This window comes from Mycobacterium sp. 1245852.3, assembly GCF_001669335.1.
GTDB classification, from domain to species: Bacteria; Actinomycetota; Actinomycetes; order Mycobacteriales; family Mycobacteriaceae; genus Mycobacterium; species Mycobacterium europaeum_A.
The window spans coordinates 1-16393 of record NZ_LZLL01000364.1 but is presented as its reverse complement, the minus strand read 5'-3'; the positions used below and the strand labels follow the sequence as shown (position 1 = coordinate 16393).

Sequence of the window (16393 nt, the reverse complement as noted above, 5' to 3'; positions counted from 1 at the left end):
TGGTCGGTGAGCAGCACGTGCTCGCCGGGCCGAAGCACCGGCAGCAGCGCCTCCATGCCGTCGACCGAAATGCCCTCGCCGATCTTGGCCAGCATGTCGGTGACGCTGCCGGTGATGGCGGGCTCGGTGGTGCAGTGCCGCGCGGCCAGTTCGGCGGCGCGCCGCCGCACGTCATCGGTCAGCAGCAGTTCCCGGCAGGGGACCGCGATCACGGTGTCGACCTCGATCTCGGGGATGGAGCGCTGATCGGCGACCGAGAACATCCGCATCTCGCTGACCTCGTCCCCCCAGAACTCGATGCGCACGGGATGCTCGGCGGTCGGCGGGAAGACGTCGAGAATGCCGCCGCGGACGGCGAATTCGCCGCGCCGGCCCACCATGTCGACCCGGGTGTAGGCCAACTCGGCGAGCCGGGTGATCACGCCCTCGAATTCGGTCTCGGTGCCGACGGTCAGCGTGACCGGCTCCACGAGGCCCAGCTGCGGCGTCATCGGCTGCAGCAGCGAACGCACCGCGGTCACGACCACCTGCAGCGGCGGGCCCAGCCGCGCGTCATCGGGATGGGCCAGTCGGCGCAGCACCGTCAAACGGGCGCCGACGGTGTCGACGCCGGGCGAAAGCCGCTCGTGCGGCAGCGTTTCCCAGGACGGGAACACCGCAACGGCGTCGCCGAAGACGCCGCGCAGTTCGGCGGTCAAGTCGTCGGCTTCGCGCCCGGTCGCGGTGACTACCAGCAGAGGGCCCAACCGCGCCAGCGCGCTGGCGACGAATAGCCGTGCGCTGGCTGGACCCACCAGGCTCAACTCGGCCGGCGACGCGGCCGCGCTGTCGATCAGCTGCTGGAAGGTCGGCGCGGTGAGCGCCAATTCAACGAGCCCCGCGATCGGGGTTTCTGGGCGAGCAGCCCCCGGTGCGGTCATGATGAATTCCATTCTAGGGGCCCTGCGCGACAGGGCCGGACGCACCGAACCACGTCAATATTGAGCTCGCCGCCGTCAAGGGATCGTAAGAAAAGCACCACCGGACTACCCGCGGGCGCACGTTGAATTCATGACATTGCTGGACATCCTGCCGTCCCTCGGTCACGCGGCTCCCCCGCGTTTCGATCCCGCGATCTGGCCCGTCACCGCCCACCCCGACGAGGAGGGCAGGCTGTGCGTCGGCGGCGTACCCCTGGCCGATATCGCTGACGAGTTCGGAACCCCGACCTACGTCATCGACGAAACCGACTTCCGGCATCGCGCCCGCCGTTACCGGCGGGCGCTGCGTGGCGTCGAGGTGGTCTACGCCGGAAAGTCGCTGCTGAGCACCGCCGTGGCGCGCTGGGCCCGCGACGAGGGCCTGGGCATCGACGTCTGCTCGGCCGGCGAGCTGGCCGTGGCCCTGGCCGGTGGTTTCGACCCGGCCCGCATCGTCCTGCACGGCAACGCCAAATCGCCCGAGGAGTTGCGTGAAGCGGTGCGCGTCGGCGTGGGGCGCATCGTGCTGGATTCCTGCATGGAGATCGCCTACCTCGCCGGTCTGGCGCGGCGGCGCCAGCCGGTGCTCATCCGGGTAACCCCCGACATCGACATCCACGGACACCGCGCCGTCACCACCGGCGTCAGCGACCAGAAGTTCGGCTTCACCCTCGCCGGCGACCACGCCGCCGAGGCCGTGCAGCGCGTGCTGGCGCATCCCATCCTCGACCTCGTCGGCCTGCACTGCCATATCGGCTCCCAGGTCACCGACCCCGCCCTGTACGGCGAGGCGATCCGCCGCATGATCCCGGCGATGGCCGATATCCGGGCCCGGCACGGCGTCATCCTCACCGAGCTGAACATCGGCGGCGGGCACGCCGTCCCCTACGTCCCCGGCGATCGCGAGCTCAACCTCGAACAGCTGGCCGATGTCATCGAGAACGCCCTCGACGACGCCTGTGCCGCCGAGCATTTCCCCCGCCCGCAGGTGGTGGTGGAGCCGGGCAGGGCCATCAGCGGGCGGGCCGGTGTCACGCTGTACCGGGTGTGCTCGATCAAGACGCAGAACAACGGCCGCACCTTCGTCGCCGTCGACGGCGGCATGAGCGACAACCCGCGGGTGTCGTTGTACGGCGCGCGCTACGAGGTCGCGCTGGCGAACCGGCACCCGCTCGGGCTCAAGCAGCGCGTCACGGTGGCCGGCCGGCACTGCGAGTCTGGCGACGAGATCGCCCGCGACGTCGAGCTTCCCGCGGACCTGCACCCCGGCGACCTGCTGGCGGTGGCCTGCACCGGCGCCTATCACCACAGCATGGCGTCGAACTACAACATGGTCGGGCGCCCGGCACTGGTGGCGGTCAAGGACGGCCGGGCCCGCGAACTGGTTCGCCGGGAAACGGTGGCCGACCTGCTGGCCCGCGACCGCGGCTAGCCGTGCGGGCCGGCTACTCGTCCTGCAGCCGGGGATCGGCTTCCAGGTGGGTCAGGCCGTTCCACATCAGGTTGACCAGGTGCGCGGCCACCACTTCCTTCTTCGGCTCGCGGGTGTCGAGCCACCACTGCGCCGTCATCGACACCGAGCCGACCAGCGCCTGCGCGTACAACGGCGCCAGCCCGGGGTCCAGGCCGCGGCGGGAGAAGTCGCCGGCCAGGATCGAGCTGACCTGGTTGACGGCGTCATTGAGCAGGCTGGAGTAGGTGCCGGAACTGATCGCGGCCGGCGAGTCGCGGATCATGATCCGGAACCCGTCGGTGCGCTCTTCGACGTAGGTGAGCAGCGCCAGCGCCACCCGCTCGACCCGCACCCGCGACCGGTTGTTGGTCAGCGACGACGTGATGCCGTCCAGCAGCGCCGACATCTCCCGGTCGACGACGACGGCGTAGAGGCCTTCCTTGCCGCCGAAGTGCTCGTAGACGACCGGCTTGGACACGTTCGCGCGCAGCGCGATCTCCTCGATCGAGGTGCCCTCGTACCCGCGCTCGGCGAACAGCGTGCGTGCGATGCCGATCAGCTGCTGGCGGCGCTCGGTGCCGGTCATCCGCGCGCGCGGTGCCCGCACCTCTTTGTCCGGGTCCTTCTGCGTTTGGGGGTCCAGCACGGCCACGTCAATCAGCGTATCGGTCGAAAGCCCGCAAGCGGCCCGCACCGTCGTCGGACTAAAGTCATCTTGGCGCGAGCGGTCCCAACCCGCCGCTCGCCGTGGGTTAGCGATCCGTCGTGGTGTAATCGGCAGCACCTCTGATTTTGGTTCAGATAGTTCAGGTTCGAGTCCTGGCGACGGAGCTTCGTCCGCATCGAGCGTGGGGCCTAGGCATGAAACGACCACAGTTTCCCTACGCAGGGCCCACACTCGACGGGTTGACCTGAAGAGTCGTTCTACGGCTCGGTTTTTGCCTTCACCGCAGCTGAGGTGACACGCTTGACGGCGTGTCGGTGCTTGACGCGCGCAGCCCGCGCGGACAAACCCAACGAGGAGGGTCGATGTCGTCTCCTGGTGACACCGCGGTCCTGGTGCTAGCGGCCGGGCCCGGCACCCGGATGCGGTCGGACACCCCGAAAGTCCTGCACACCATCGGTGGGCGCAGCATGCTGGCCCACCTGCTGCACGCGATCGCCAAGGTGGCTCCCCAGCACCTGGCCGTCGTGTTGGGCCACGACCACGAGCGCATCGCACCGCTGGTCGCCGACTGGGCCGACGCCCTGGGACGTCCCATCGACGTGGCGCTGCAGGACCGGCCCCGCGGCACCGGCGACGCGGTCCTGTGCGGGCTGTCCGCACTGCCCGCCGACTACGCCGGCGTGCTCGTCGTCACCTCGGGGGACACCCCGCTGCTCGACGCCGACACCCTGGCCGACCTGATCGCCAGCCACAGCGCCGCGCCGGCCGCGGTCACGGTGCTGACCACGACGGTGAGCGACCCGAGCGGCTACGGCCGCATCTTGCGCACGCAGGACAACGAGGTGATGGCGATCGTGGAACACGCCGACGCCACGCCCTCGCAGCGCGAGATACGCGAGGTCAACGCGGGCGTCTACGCCTTCGACACCGCGGCGCTGCGCTCGGCGCTGAACCGGTTGAGCTCCAACAACGCCCAGCAGGAGCTCTACCTGACCGACGTCATCGCCATCCTGCGCGGCGACGGCCTGGCCATCCACGCCCGCCACGTCGACGACAGCGCGCTGGTGGCCGGCGTCAACAACCGCGTCCAGCTCGCCCAGCTGGGCGCCGAGCTCAACCGCCGCATCATCGCGGCCCACCAGATGGCCGGCGTCACCGTTGTCGACCCCGCCACCACCTGGATCGACGTCGACGTCACGATCGGTCGCGACACCGTCGTCCACCCGGGCACGCAGCTGCTGGGCCGCACCCAGGTCGGCGCGCATTGCGTCGTCGGGCCGGACACCACCCTGACCGACGTCAGCGTCGGTGACGGCGCCTCGGTGGTGCGCACCCACGGCACGTCGTCGTCCATCGGGGCCGGCGCGACCGTCGGCCCCTTCACCTACCTGCGGCCGGGCACCGTGCTGGGCGACGACGGCAAGCTCGGGGCGTTCGTCGAGACCAAGAACGCCACCATCGGCACCGGGTCCAAGGTGCCGCACCTGACCTACGTCGGGGACGCCGACATCGGCGAACACAGCAACATCGGCGCGTCCAGCGTGTTCGTCAACTACGACGGCGAATCGAAGCGGCGGACCACCATCGGCTCGCACGTGCGCACCGGCTCGGACACCATGTTCGTGGCGCCGGTGACGGTCGGCGACGGCGCCTACACCGGCGCGGGAACGGTGGTACGCAACGACGTCCCACCCGGGACCCTGGCGGTCTCCGCCGGTCCGCAGCGCAACATCGAGGGTTGGGTGCGCCGCAAGCGCCCCGGCAGTGCGGCCGCGCAGGCGGCCGAGGCCGCCGAGAAAGCCGCCGGTCAAACCGCCACAGCGGGCCCCGCGCCGGAAGCCGACTAGACACCGTGCATTCGTTCGCTGGCAACCCGGCCACATTTCCGTACGATTCGCCTCGTACGATGGGGCGTTCCATTCCCCACCCCGATATGGCGAGGGCAGTGCGTTGAGCCACGACTGGACCGATAACCGCAAAAATTTGATGCTCTTCTCCGGCCGTGCGCATCCGGAGCTGGCGGAGCAGGTGGCCAAGGAGCTCGACGTCCACGTCACCGCTCAGACGGCGCGCGAGTTCGCCAACGGCGAGATCTTCGTGCGGTTCCACGAATCCGTGCGCGGCTGCGACGCGTTCGTCCTGCAGTCGGCGCCGGATCCGGTCAACAACTGGCTGATGGAACAGCTGATCATGATCGACGCCCTCAAGCGGGGCAGCGCCAAGCGGATCACCGCCGTCATGCCGTTCTACCCGTACGCCCGGCAGGACAAGAAGCACCGGGGTCGCGAGCCGATCTCGGCGCGGCTGGTCGCGGACCTGCTCAAGACCGCGGGCGCGGACCGGATCGTTACCGTCGACCTGCACACCGACCAGATCCAGGGCTTCTTCGACGGACCCGTCGACCACATGCGGGGACAGAATCTGCTGACCGGCTACATCCGCGACAACTACCCCGACGGCAACATGGTGGTCGTCTCGCCCGACTCCGGCCGGGTGCGCATCGCCGAGAAATGGGCCGACGCGCTGGGCGGCGTCCCGCTGGCCTTCATCCACAAGACCCGCGACCCGCGGGTGCCCAACCAGGTGGTGTCCAACCGCGTCGTCGGCGAGGTGGCCGGCCGCACCTGCGTGCTGATCGACGACATGATCGACACCGGTGGCACCATCGCCGGCGCGGTCAAGTTGCTGCGCGACGAGGGCGCCGGTGACGTGATCATCGCGGCCACCCACGGCGTGCTCTCCGATCCGGCCGCCGAGCGGCTGGCCGCCTGCGGCGCCCGGGAAGTGATCGTGACGAACACCCTGCCCATCGGCGAGGAGAAGCGTTTCCCGCAGCTCACGGTGCTGTCGATCGCGCCGCTGCTGGCCAGCACCATCCGCGCCGTCTTCGAAAACGGCTCGGTTACAGGGCTTTTCGACGGAGACGCCTAGATGGCCGACTCTGTCATCTACCACAACCCCAAATGCAGCACCTCCCGCAAGACGCTGGACCTGTTGCGCGACAACGGCATTGAGCCCGCCGTCATCCAATACCTCAAGGCCCCGCCGTCGCGTGGCGAGCTGGTGAAGATGATCCGCGACGCCGGCATCGACGTGCGCACCGCGGTGCGCAAGCGGGAATCCCTCTACGACGAGCTCAACCTCGCCGACGCCACCGACGATCAGTTGCTCGACGCCATGGTCGAACACCCCATCCTCATCGAACGCCCCTTCGTCGTCACCCCGAAGGGCACTCGGCTGGCCCGCCCGATCGACGCGGTCCGCGAGATTCTGTGACTCGGCTTTGCCGGCGCATGGCCGCTGCCGCGATGATTGCGGCGGCTTTCTCGTCCGGCGGCTGTGCACCGAAACCGACTGACTACCAATCGATCCTGTCGACGACGTCGACGGCGACGACGACCAAGCCGGCCGAGAAGCCGGTTCCGTTGTCGCAGTATCTGCAGAGCATCGGGGTGACCGGGGAACCGGTGGCACCGGGTTCGCTGCCCGACCTGACGGTGTCGATACCGACACCGCCGGGCTGGTCGCCGTTCACCAGCCCGAACATCAGCCCACAAACGCTGATCATCTCCCAAGGCGGCAAATTTCCGACCGCGCGCCTGGTGGTGTTCAAGCTCAACGGCGAGTTCGACCCGGCCCAGGTGATCAAGCACGGCAACGACGACGCGCAACTGTTCCCGAACTTCAAACAGCTGGACGCCTCCGGCAAGCCCTACAACGGCTTTCCCTCCTCGATGATCCAGGGCAGCTACGACCTCGAGGGTGGCATGCGGCTGCACAGCTGGAACCGCATCGTCATCGCGACCGGATCGCCACCCGCCCACCAGCGGTACCTGGTGCAGCTGACCATCACCGGCTTCGCCGATCAGGCCGCCGCGCAGTCAACCGACATCAACACGATCATCAACGGATTCGTGGTCGCGGCAAAGTGATTCAAGCGCGGCGACCGGCTTCTTGAACGAGCTGGACCCGGGACGTCAGGCCGAGCTTGGCGTAGACGTGCGTCAGGTGGGTCTGCACGGTGCGCGGTGAGATGAACAGCCGGGCCCCGATCTCCTTGTTGCCCAAGCCTTCCTGCACCAGGCGCACCACATCGGTTTCCATGGGGGTTAGCGACGTCCAGCCGCTGGCGGGGCGTTTGCGTTCGCCGCGGCCGCGTTGGGCGTACGCGATGGCTTCCTCGGTGGATAAAGCGGCCCCCTCGGCCCAGGCGGCGTCAAAGTCTGTCTGTTCCAGTGCTTCCCGGATCTTCGCCACGGTGGACGCGTACTCTGTCTCATACATCGGGAAGCGAGGGTGGTCCATCCGCTGCCGTATGGTCTCCGCTGCGCCCAACAGACGCGCCGCGTGCTGGTGACTGCCGTTGGCGGCGGCCAAGCGGGCAAGACATTCCAAGGCGTCGTCAACATGCAAATATCCGCGGGTGCCGTCGGCGATCGTGAGAGCCTCGTGAGCGTCACGCTCGGCCTGCCCCGGGTCACCTTGGGCCATCGCAATGTAGGCGCGTACTACCAGCGCCGGCACTCGTTGCCAGCCCGGTGTCAGTGCGATGTTCTCGTCGGCCCAGCGGCGCGCTGTGGGCACATCACCGCTTGCTAAGGCCGCCTGGGCGAGCGGGGCGGTGGATCTGGTGAACACTTCCCGCAGCGGATTGCTGTGCTCCCATGCCATCTCGCAGAACCGCATTGCCGAAGACCCATCACCGGAGGCCAACGCGGCGTCACCCAGGACCGCGTATACCGAGTCTTCGGAAACTCCACCCAGCACCTCTGCGGCTACCCCCGCGGATTGCCCCGCTGCGTGTGCGGCCGGCCCGTGCCCTTGGCGGGCCAGTACCACGCCATGCACCAGGCATCCATAAGCATTCATCAACACATCCCCGGCCTCCGCGGCCTCTATAGCCAAGCAACGTGCGATTTCGGCCGCTTCGGCAAGGTTTCCTTGCATCATCAGCGCTACGACGAGCCAGGTTCGGCAGTTCCGTGAGTAGAACCGATCGCCGAGCGCATCGGCGAGGTCGCGTCCTTCCTCGGCGGCCGCACGTGCTGCGGTCGGTTCACCGGACATGGCGCCAACCGTCGCCTGGTGGCTCAAGATTTGGCATAGAGTCCACCGGTCTCCAGCCGCGCGGACCAGTTCGGTTGCTTCGGCGAAGTAGCGCTGGACCACATCGGGCGTGTAGACGGCGCTCATCCCGCATGTGATGAGGGCGCGGGTGATCAATGCCGGGTCGTTGAGCTGACGAGCGACGCCCAATGCGTCCTGTGCCGCACTCAATTCCGTTGGAAGGCCCAACCAAGCAGCGAGGAACTGCCGTTCGATCACCGCACCTGCCCGCACGGCAGGTGTGATAGGCAAGGGCCCTTCGTCAGTCAAGACAGCGTCCAAACCCGCCAGTGCTTCACCGACGCGGCCGGCCCGCAACCACAGTGGTTGCAGCGAAAGGATCAGCCGCATCGCTGTTTCGATGTCCGAGTTCTCTCGGCTCCAACCGTAAGCGGTTCGTAGATTCTCGATTTCCCGTTGCGCCCAACGTAATAGCGGATCGACACCGGCCAGCCCCTGAGTCCCGAATGCGATAGCCCTGGTGGTGTAGTAGTCGCGGTGGCGGGTGCGCACCTGGTCGGCCTCGCCGGACTCGCCGAGTTTTTCTTGCGCGTACTGGCGTACGGTTTCCAGCAAGCGGTATCGCATTCCGGTGCCGGTGTCGTCGGCGACTACCAAAGATTTGTCGACCAAGAGGCTCAGCTGGTCCAGCAATTGATGCCGCTCCACCTCGCCGTCGGCGCCGACGGATTGGGCGGCATCGAGGTCGAAGCCACCGGCGAACACCGCCAGCCTTCGAAACAGCACCTTCTCAGGCTCGGTGAGCAGCGCATGCGACCAATCCACCGACGCTCGCAGCGTCTGCTGGCGGCGCACCGCGGTGCGTGCACCTCCGGTCAGCAGACGAAACCGGTCATGCAGGCTGTCCAAGATCTGGTCAGGCGACAGCGCGCGAACCCGTGCCGCGGCAAGCTCGATCGCCAGTGGCATGCCATCCAAGCGGGCGCAGATTTCGGTCACCTGCGCGGTGTTGTCCTTGTCCACAACGAACCCGGGGCGCGCCCGACGGGCACGGTCGGTGAACAGCTCGATCGCTTCGTCGTTGAGAGACAGTGAAGGGACCCGCCACGTCAGTTCGCCGGCCACTCCGAGCGGTTCACGGCTGGTCGTCAGAATCGCCAGATGTGGGCATGCCGCAAGTAACTCGACGACCATCGCCACGCATGCGTCGAGCAGATGCTCACAGTTGTCCAGCACCAGCAACATCCGTTTGTCGCCGAAGAACCGTAAGAGCAGGTCCATCGTGGAGCGGCCAGGCTGATCGGGCAGCCCTAAGGTGCGGGCGACTGTCAATGGCGCCACAGCAGAATTGGTGATGGGGGCCAGGTCGACGTACCAGATCCCATCGGAAAATTCGCCGTTAAGTGCAGCGGCGACTTCCACGGAAAGCCTGGTCTTGCCCGCGCCGCCCGCGCCGGTCAAGGTGACCAGCCGGTTGCCGCCAACCAGTTGCTCCAACTCCCTCATTTGCTCTTGGCGCCCAATAAAATTGGTTAGCTGTGCCGGAAGGTTGTGCGACGCAACCACAGTGCGCACCCGAAGCGGCGGGAAGTCATTGCGCAGATCCGGGTGGCACACTTGGACAACACGCTCCGGACGCGGTACATCGCGCAACGGGTAGCTACCCAGGTCGGCGAGCCACACGCCGTCGGGCAGCCGGTCCACCACCATCGATTCGGTCGCGCCCGACAACACGGTCTGCCCTCCGTGCGCGAGATCGCGCAACCGCGCGGTGCGATTGATCGTCGGGCCCGCGTAGTTGGCGTCGTCGCGCAATTGGATTTCACCGGTGTGTATGCCGATGCGTACCCGGATGGGCGCCAACGGGGCGCGCTGCAACTCCAGCGCACACGCCACCGCATCCGATGCCCGGGCAAAGGCGGCCACAAAGCTATCGCCCTCACCCTGTTCGAGCGGGCGCACCCCGTCATGCGCCGCGACCGACTCGTTCACGATTTTGTTCAGCTGAGCCAGCGCGTCGGTCATTTGTGTGGGTTGCGTTTCCCACAGCCGCGTCGAGCCCTCGACATCGGCCAGCAGCAATGTCACCGTTCCGGTCGGCAGCAACTCGACCACGCCCAAATCGTCCCAGGTTAGCGGCGTTATCTCCGCGTGTTGGCTCATGTTAGCCAGGATTGCGCCCTCGACGGGGCAAAACATCGGCCAATGCGCGCAGATCCACCACGGGCGGGCATCCGGATCTACGACCCCCGGGCGCGCAGATATGCGCGCCGCGGCGGATGGTCTTCGCCGCGCCGGGCCGGATAGTCGACTCAACCCGACCGAGGAGACCCCGATGACAATCGCCCAAACGACCACCCGCCCGAACGTTTTCAACGCCGGCCTGCCCGTCATCGCCTACGACCACCTCACCGACCCCGACGACGCGCACCGCATCATCGACGCCGCCCGCGAGCTGTCGCCGATCGCCATCGGCCCACACGGGCCGGAAGTGCTCAGCTACGAACTGGTTCGAACCGTGTTGCGCGACAGCAGATTCGTCACCGCGCGCGGCCTCGGACTCGACCTGCAGGGCGTCACCTCCGGCCCGCTGTGGGACCGGGCGATCAGCAATATCCTCGGGCTCGATGGCGAGGCGCATCACCGGCTGCGCCGGCTGGTGTCGAAGGCGTTCGCACCCCGGGGCGCCGAGCGGCTGCGCACCCTGGTCCGCGAGATCATCACCGGCCTGGTCGAGCCGCTCACGGCCGCGGGCCACTGCGACGTCGTCTCCGACATCGCCCGCCGCTACCCCACGCCGGTCATCTGCGCGCTGCTGGGCGCACCGCCCGAGGACTGGCACTTGTTCAGCGACTGGACCGATGACATCAAGAAGATCTTCGACTGGAACGTCGCCGAGGACGGCCCGGCGATCCTGGCCGCGTGGGATCAGCTCGACGCCTATCTCGAGGAGCTGATCGCCCGGCGACGCGCATCGCTGTCCGACGACCTGATCTCCGAGCTCATCCGCACCGAAGACGACGGTGACCGGCTGACCCACGACGAGCTACTCATGCTGTGCGCGACGCTGCTCGGCGCCGGTACCGACACCACGCGCAACCAGCTGGCCGCCGCGGTGCAGACGCTGGCCGACCATCCCGATCAGTGGGAGTTGCTGGCCCGGCGCCCCGAGCTTGCCGCCAACGCGGTCCATGAGCTGATGCGTTACTCCCCAATCATTTTCGGCACCATTCGGCAGACGGCCGAAGACGTCGAGCTGGCCGGAGTCTGCATTCCGGCCGGCACTCTGGTGCTGGCCAACACCGCCGCGGCCAACCGCGACGCGAGCGTGTACGACCGGCCCGAGCGCGTCGACATCACCCGCGAGGACCCTCCGGCGATGCTCACCTTCGGCGGCGGTGTGCATTACTGCCTCGGCGCGCACCTCGCGCGCCTGGAACTGACCGAGGCGCTGCGGGTGATCACGCGCCGCATGCCCAACCCTCGCCGCACCGGCCCGGCCCCATGGAAGGCGATCAGCGGAATCACCGGGCCCATGACCCTGCCGCTGGAGTTCGATGTCGCTACTGTTCAGTCATGACTGGCTGGACCGCCGCAGATCTCCCGTCGTTCGCCGAACGGACCGTCATCATCACCGGCGCCAACAGTGGGCTGGGCTTCGTGACCGCCCGCGAGCTGGCGCGACGAGGGGCCACGATCATCATGGCCGTGCGCAACATCCGCAAGGGCGAGACCGCCGCCCGCCAGATGGCCGGCCAGGTCGAGGTGCGTGAGCTAGACCTGCAGGACCTGTCGTCGGTGCACCGGTTCGCCGACGGGGTGAGCGAGGCCGACGTGCTGATCAACAACGCCGGCATCATGGCCGCCCCCTTCGCGCTGACGGTCGACGGCTTCGAGACCCAGATCGGCACCAATCACCTCGGCCATTTCGCGCTGACCAACCTGCTGCTGCCCAAGCTCACGGATCGGGTGGTCACGGTGTCGTCGATGGCGCACTGGCCGGGAAGCATCAACCTCGACGACCTGAACTGGCAGCACCGGCGGTACTCGCCGTGGCTGGCCTACAGCCAGTCCAAGCTCGCCAACCTGCTGTTCACCAGCGAACTGCAGCGCCGCCTGACCGCCGCCGGCTCCCCACTGCGCGCGATCGCCGCCCACCCCGGCTACTCGCACACCAACCTGCAGGGCGCCTCCGGGCGCAAACTCGGTGACACGCTGATGTCGGCCGTCACCCGGGTGGTCGCCACCAACGCCGACTTCGGCGCCCGCCAAACCTTGTACGCGGCGTCCCAGGATCTGCCCGGGGACACCTTCGTGGGCCCCCGCTTCGGCCAGATGGGGCGCACCCAACCGGTCGCCCGCAGCCGCCGAGCCCGGGACACCGCCACCGCCGCGGCGCTGTGGTCGCTGTCCGAGCAGCTCACCAAGACCAAATTTCCCCTCTGAGGTGCGGATGCGCTAACCTGGCCGGGCGTCACGGCGAGGGTGGCTGGCTGTCCAGCACCGTTATCGACGGAGACCGACGAATCGTCGCGACCCCGGCCGTGCCCCGACACACAGGCGAGCACACAGGAGCGACACGATGGCCAAGCAAGCACTCAACCAGTTGAAGGTCGCCGTTCGCGGCGAGACCGGCAAGGGTGCGTCCCGGCGAGCCCGCCGCGACGGCAAGATCCCGGCCGTCCTCTACGGCCACGGCACCGACCCGCAGCACCTGGAGCTGCCCGGCCACGACTTCGCCGCGGTGCTGCGCCACGCCGGCACCAACGCCGTGCTGACCCTCGACATCGAGGGCTCCGAGCAGCTGGCCCTGACCAAGTCGCTCGACATCCACCCCATCCGCCGCACCATTCAGCACGCCGACCTGCTGGTCGTGCGTCGCGGCGAGAAGGTCGTCGTCGAGGTCACCGTTGTGGTGGAGGGCGAGGCCGTGCCCGGCACGCTGGTGACCCAGGAGGCCAGCGCCATCGAGATCGAGGCCGAGGCCCTGTCGATTCCCGAGCAGCTGACGGTGTCGGTCGAGGGCGCCGAGCCCGGCACCCAGTTCACGGCCGGACAGATCACCCTGCCCAGCGGCGTCAACCTGATCTCCGACCCCGAGACCCTGGTGGTCAACGTGGTCACCGCGCCGACGGCAGAGGAGCTCGAAGCCGAGGGCGCGGGCGAGGTCACCGAGGAAGCCGCGGCCGCCGAGGGCGAAGCAGAGGCCGAGGCCGGCGACGACGAGGCCGCCGAAGCCGAGTCCGAGTAGGCGGATCACAACGTGGCCGAGCCGTTGCTGGTGGTCGGCCTGGGCAATCCCGGAGACAACTACGCCCGGACCCGGCACAACGTCGGGTTCATGGTCGCCGACCTGCTCGCGGCCCGGATGGGTTCGAAGTTCAAGGCGCACAAGCGGTCCGGCGCCGAGATCGTCAGCGGCCGGCTCGCCGGGCGCCCGGTGGTGGTGGCCAAGCCGCGCTGCTACATGAACGAATCCGGCCGTCAGGTCGGCCCGTTGGCGAAGTTCTACTCGGTGGCACCGGGCGACCTCATCGTCATCCACGACGACCTCGACTTGGACTTTGGCCGCATCCGGCTCAAGGTCGGCGGCGGCGAAGGCGGCCACAACGGTCTGCGCTCGGTCGCTAACGCCTTGGGCAGCAAGGACTTTCAACGGGTCCGCATCGGTATCGGCCGCCCGCCGGGACGCAAGGACCCGGCGGCGTTCGTGTTGGAAGCCTTCAGCGCCGCCGAGCGCGCCGAGGTTCCCACCATCTGCGAGCAGGCCGCCGATGCCACCGAGTTGCTGATCGAAGTGGGGCTAGAGCCCGCGCAGAACCGGGTGCACGCCTGGTAGCCCGGCGACCGCGAGCAGACGCGAAAGCACCCGACACGCCGCAGCTTTGCGTGCTTTTGTGTCTGCTCGCCGGGCTAGGTGACCAGGCTGACGGACGTCGACCGGCGCAGCTTGCCCGACGGCGTCTTCGGAATGGTGCCCGGCCCGAGCACCACGACGTTGCGCGGCCGCACGTCGACCTCGGCCACCACCTCCCGGGCGACCTGGTGCTCGATGCGACGCACCTCGGCCTGGTCCTGGAAGGCGTTGGACTCCACCGCCACGGCGAACGTCTCGCGGGAGTGGCCGGCGTCCAGCCGCACCGCAACGGCGCAGCCGGGCCGCACGCCCTCGACGCGGCAGGCGGCGCGCTCGATGTCGGTGGGATAGATGTTGCGGCCCGCCATGATGATGACGTCCTTGACGCGGCCGCAGACCACGACGTGGCCCTCCTCGGTCAGGTAGCCCAAATCACCGGTGTCATACCAGCCGTTCTCGTCCTGGGCCGAGATGAAACCGCCCATGGTGAGGTAGCCGGGCGTCAGCGACTCGCCGCGCAGCTCGATGACGCCCACGCCGCGGGCGGGCATCACGTCGCCGTTCTCGTCGATGATGCGCGCCTCGAGGTCTTGCAACAGCGGCCCGAGCGTGGCCAGCCGGCGGGTGTTGCCCTTAGTGGCCGGGACGGCGCGGCGCAGCGCGGCCAGCAGGTCGGCGTCGACCTCGTCGACGACCAGACCGGCGTTGCACTCCGAAAACGACACGGCCAGCGTGGTTTCGGCCATGCCGTAGGCGGGCAGGATCGCCGAGGGCCGCAGGCCGAACGGCGCGCCGGCATCCAGCAGGTCCTCGACGTCGGCGGGTTCGACGGGCTCGGCGCCGGACAGCGCGAACCGCAGTGTGGACAGGTCGAAGTCGCCGGGCTTGGCGTTGCGGCGCAACCGCTTGGCCAGCAGCGCGTAGGCGAAGTTGGGCGCCGCGGTCATGGTGCCCTTGTACTTGTCGATGAGCTTGGCCCACAGCAGCGTGTCGCGCAGGAAGTCCATCGGGGTGACCTTGACCAGCTCGGCGCCGAAGTACATGGGGATGGTCAGGAAGCCGACCATGCCCATGTCGTGGAAGCAGGGCAGCCAGCTGACCATGACGTCCTTGGTGACGTCGTACTGGGCGCCGATGAACATCGCCTCGGCGTTGGAGTAGATGTTGCGGTGGGTGATCTGCACCGCCTTGGGGGATCCGGTGGACCCCGACGTCAGCTGCATCAGCGCGAGCGCGTCCTCGCCGACCTCGACGGGGTCGATCGGCTCCGCGGCGAGCAGGTCAGCGACGGTGACGACCTGGATTCCCTTCTCCTGCAGCACCGGGATGGCCACCAGGAAGGGCTCCGAGACGACGACGGCCTTCGCCTCGATCATGCCGATGACGTTCATGGTGTCCTCGGCCCACACGGCCAAGTCCGTGCGCGGCGTGGGCTGGTGCAGCATGGTCAGGCTGGCCCCGCGCATCCACAGGCCCTGCGCCGTCGGCGCGATCTCCACCGGATAACCGGCGAGCACGCCGACCGCGTCGCCGGGCCCGATGCCGGCGGCGGCCAGGCCGCCGGCGATGCGGCGCGCGCGCTCGTGGACCTCGCCCCAGGTGTGGCGGACCGGTTCGTGGGGTTCACCGGTGACCATGCCCGTCGTCGCGGACCGGGCATTGCGGTACATCTTCTCGGTAAACCTGCTCACAGAGTCCTCCTCGGTTCCAGCCCTCGTCCCAACGCCCGGAATCTCATGTTCCGCCCGGTGGCCAACACTTCGCCGCAAGCACGTAAACACGGTTGGGCGGCGGTTAGGTCTCGGATCGGTGATGCGTCCACACCCGCCATGACGAGGCGGCGGTCGCCGGCCCGATGAGCGCGAAACGGGCCCGGGAAAACTCGGCGGGGCCCATTAATTAATCGTCCGCCGGAGCGCCCGGCGGACGATGCAATTAAGTGATCTTGCTCAACGGATCCCGTCACCGCGGATCATCTTAAACTCCTCTTAGGGACGCGCCAAACCAATGCGCAAAATGGGAAAAGATTCACACTTCGGTGGGCGCGGGAACCACGCGCGCGCCGGCCACCGGCCCGCTGGCCACCCGCACCGTGCGGCACACGCCCGCCCCGGACACCTCGGTGCCGACGTCGACCGCCGCGGCCGCCGACGCGCACAGGAAGGCGCACGTCGGGCCCGACCCGGACACGATGCCTGCCAGCGCCCCGGCCGCCACCCCCGCGCGCAACGTCCGGCGCAGCCCCGGGTTCAGGCTCACGGCCGCCGCCTGCATCTCATTGCCCAGCAGCGGGGCCAACCGCTCGGCATCGCCGGCGGCCAGGGCGGCCAGCACCGGCCCGGGCGCGGGCAGCCGCGGCGGATCGCCCGCCTCGCGGAGCCGGTCCAATT

General features: G+C 68.4%; 12 protein-coding genes, 1 tRNA gene and 2 pseudogenes. 10 read left to right on the top strand and 5 right to left on the bottom strand.

Annotated elements, in window-relative coordinates; all coding sequences use genetic code 11:
* A pseudogene (locus A9W96_RS16205) lies at nt 1-920 on the bottom strand (transcription-repair coupling factor); the annotation flags it as partial.
* Between the two features lie 130 nt (nt 921-1050).
* Between A9W96_RS16205 and lysA the strand changes: the two are divergent.
* On the top strand, nt 1051-2391 hold the full coding sequence (lysA, locus tag A9W96_RS16200; RefSeq protein WP_067141210.1) for a diaminopimelate decarboxylase: 1341 nt from the start codon (nt 1051-1053) through the stop codon (nt 2389-2391).
* Nucleotides 2392-2404: 13 nt separating this feature from the next.
* Here the strand turns inward: lysA and A9W96_RS16195 are convergent, their stop codons facing one another.
* Nucleotides 2405-2998: a TetR/AcrR family transcriptional regulator gene (locus A9W96_RS16195; protein ID WP_133259221.1), complete on the bottom strand. Its 594-nt coding sequence runs from the start codon at nt 2996-2998 to the stop codon at nt 2405-2407.
* Nucleotides 2999-3171: 173 nt separating this feature from the next.
* Between A9W96_RS16195 and A9W96_RS16190 the strand changes: the two genes are divergently transcribed.
* From A9W96_RS16190 to A9W96_RS16170, 5 genes are all read left to right on the top strand, one after another.
* Nucleotides 3172-3243, top strand: a tRNA-Gln gene (locus A9W96_RS16190).
* 198 nt (nt 3244-3441) lie between these two features.
* Nucleotides 3442-4926, top strand: a complete 1485-nt coding sequence (gene glmU, locus A9W96_RS16185; RefSeq protein ID WP_066871784.1) for a bifunctional UDP-N-acetylglucosamine diphosphorylase/glucosamine-1-phosphate N-acetyltransferase GlmU — start codon at nt 3442-3444, stop codon at nt 4924-4926.
* A 103-nt stretch (nt 4927-5029) separates the two neighbouring features.
* Nucleotides 5030-6010 (top strand): ribose-phosphate diphosphokinase, encoded by a 981-nt coding sequence (locus A9W96_RS16180; RefSeq protein ID WP_064878996.1) that lies wholly within the window; start codon nt 5030-5032, stop codon nt 6008-6010.
* Complete coding sequence (gene arsC, locus A9W96_RS16175) at nt 6011-6355, top strand: arsenate reductase (glutaredoxin) (RefSeq protein WP_067141207.1); 345 nt, start codon at nt 6011-6013, stop codon at nt 6353-6355.
* Between the two features lie 17 nt (nt 6356-6372).
* Nucleotides 6373-7011, top strand: a complete 639-nt coding sequence (locus A9W96_RS16170) for an LpqN/LpqT family lipoprotein (RefSeq protein ID WP_067141204.1) — start codon at nt 6373-6375, stop codon at nt 7009-7011.
* A gap of 1 nt (nt 7012) precedes the next feature.
* On the opposite strand, the gene A9W96_RS16165 is transcribed toward A9W96_RS16170, so the two are convergent.
* Nucleotides 7013-10309, bottom strand: a complete 3297-nt coding sequence (locus A9W96_RS16165; protein ID WP_067141213.1) for a LuxR C-terminal-related transcriptional regulator — start codon at nt 10307-10309, stop codon at nt 7013-7015.
* Nucleotides 10310-10481: 172 nt separating this feature from the next.
* Between A9W96_RS16165 and A9W96_RS16160 the strand changes: the two genes are divergently transcribed.
* The 4 genes from A9W96_RS16160 to pth all read left to right on the top strand — a co-directional run bounded on the left by A9W96_RS16160 (nt 10482) and on the right by pth (nt 13985).
* Nucleotides 10482-11726 carry a cytochrome P450 gene (locus tag A9W96_RS16160; RefSeq protein WP_067141201.1) on the top strand — a complete coding sequence of 415 codons (1245 nt, stop codon included), beginning with the start codon at nt 10482-10484 and terminating at the stop codon, nt 11724-11726.
* Nucleotides 11723-12592 (top strand): oxidoreductase, encoded by an 870-nt coding sequence (locus tag A9W96_RS16155; protein ID WP_067141198.1) that lies wholly within the window; start codon nt 11723-11725, stop codon nt 12590-12592. Before A9W96_RS16160 ends, A9W96_RS16155 begins: the two co-directional genes overlap by 4 nt.
* Before the next feature lie 136 nt (nt 12593-12728).
* On the top strand, nt 12729-13397 hold the full coding sequence (locus tag A9W96_RS16150) for a 50S ribosomal protein L25/general stress protein Ctc (protein WP_066880357.1): 669 nt from the start codon (nt 12729-12731) through the stop codon (nt 13395-13397).
* Between the two features lie 12 nt (nt 13398-13409).
* Nucleotides 13410-13985, top strand: a complete 576-nt coding sequence (gene pth, locus A9W96_RS16145) for an aminoacyl-tRNA hydrolase (RefSeq protein WP_067141196.1) — start codon at nt 13410-13412, stop codon at nt 13983-13985.
* A 74-nt stretch (nt 13986-14059) separates the two neighbouring features.
* On the opposite strand, the gene A9W96_RS16140 is transcribed toward pth, so the two are convergent.
* A complete protein-coding gene (locus A9W96_RS16140) occupies nt 14060-15694 on the bottom strand; it encodes a fatty acyl-AMP ligase (RefSeq protein WP_066871806.1) in 1635 nt (544 codons plus the stop codon).
* A 337-nt stretch (nt 15695-16031) separates the two neighbouring features.
* Nucleotides 16032-16393, bottom strand: a pseudogene (locus tag A9W96_RS16135) (4-(cytidine 5'-diphospho)-2-C-methyl-D-erythritol kinase); the annotation flags it as partial.

Excerpts from the sequence above, each read along its gene's own strand:
- A9W96_RS16150 (WP_066880357.1), top strand. The coding sequence starts at position 12,729 with ATGGCCAAGCAAGCACTCAACCAGTTGAAGGTCGCCGTTCGCGGCGAG.
- lysA (WP_067141210.1), top strand. The coding sequence starts at position 1,051 with ATGACATTGCTGGACATCCTGCCGTCCCTCGGTCACGCGGCTCCCCCG.
- glmU (WP_066871784.1), top strand. The coding sequence starts at position 3,442 with ATGTCGTCTCCTGGTGACACCGCGGTCCTGGTGCTAGCGGCCGGGCCC.
- arsC (WP_067141207.1), top strand. The coding sequence starts at position 6,011 with ATGGCCGACTCTGTCATCTACCACAACCCCAAATGCAGCACCTCCCGC.
- A9W96_RS16160 (WP_067141201.1), top strand. The coding sequence starts at position 10,482 with ATGACAATCGCCCAAACGACCACCCGCCCGAACGTTTTCAACGCCGGC.
- A9W96_RS16155 (WP_067141198.1), top strand. The coding sequence starts at position 11,723 with ATGACTGGCTGGACCGCCGCAGATCTCCCGTCGTTCGCCGAACGGACC.
- A9W96_RS16195 (WP_133259221.1), bottom strand. The coding sequence starts at position 2,998 with ATGACCGGCACCGAGCGCCGCCAGCAGCTGATCGGCATCGCACGCACG.
- A9W96_RS16170 (WP_067141204.1), top strand. The coding sequence starts at position 6,373 with ATGGCCGCTGCCGCGATGATTGCGGCGGCTTTCTCGTCCGGCGGCTGT.
- A9W96_RS16165 (WP_067141213.1), bottom strand. The coding sequence starts at position 10,309 with ATGAGCCAACACGCGGAGATAACGCCGCTAACCTGGGACGATTTGGGC.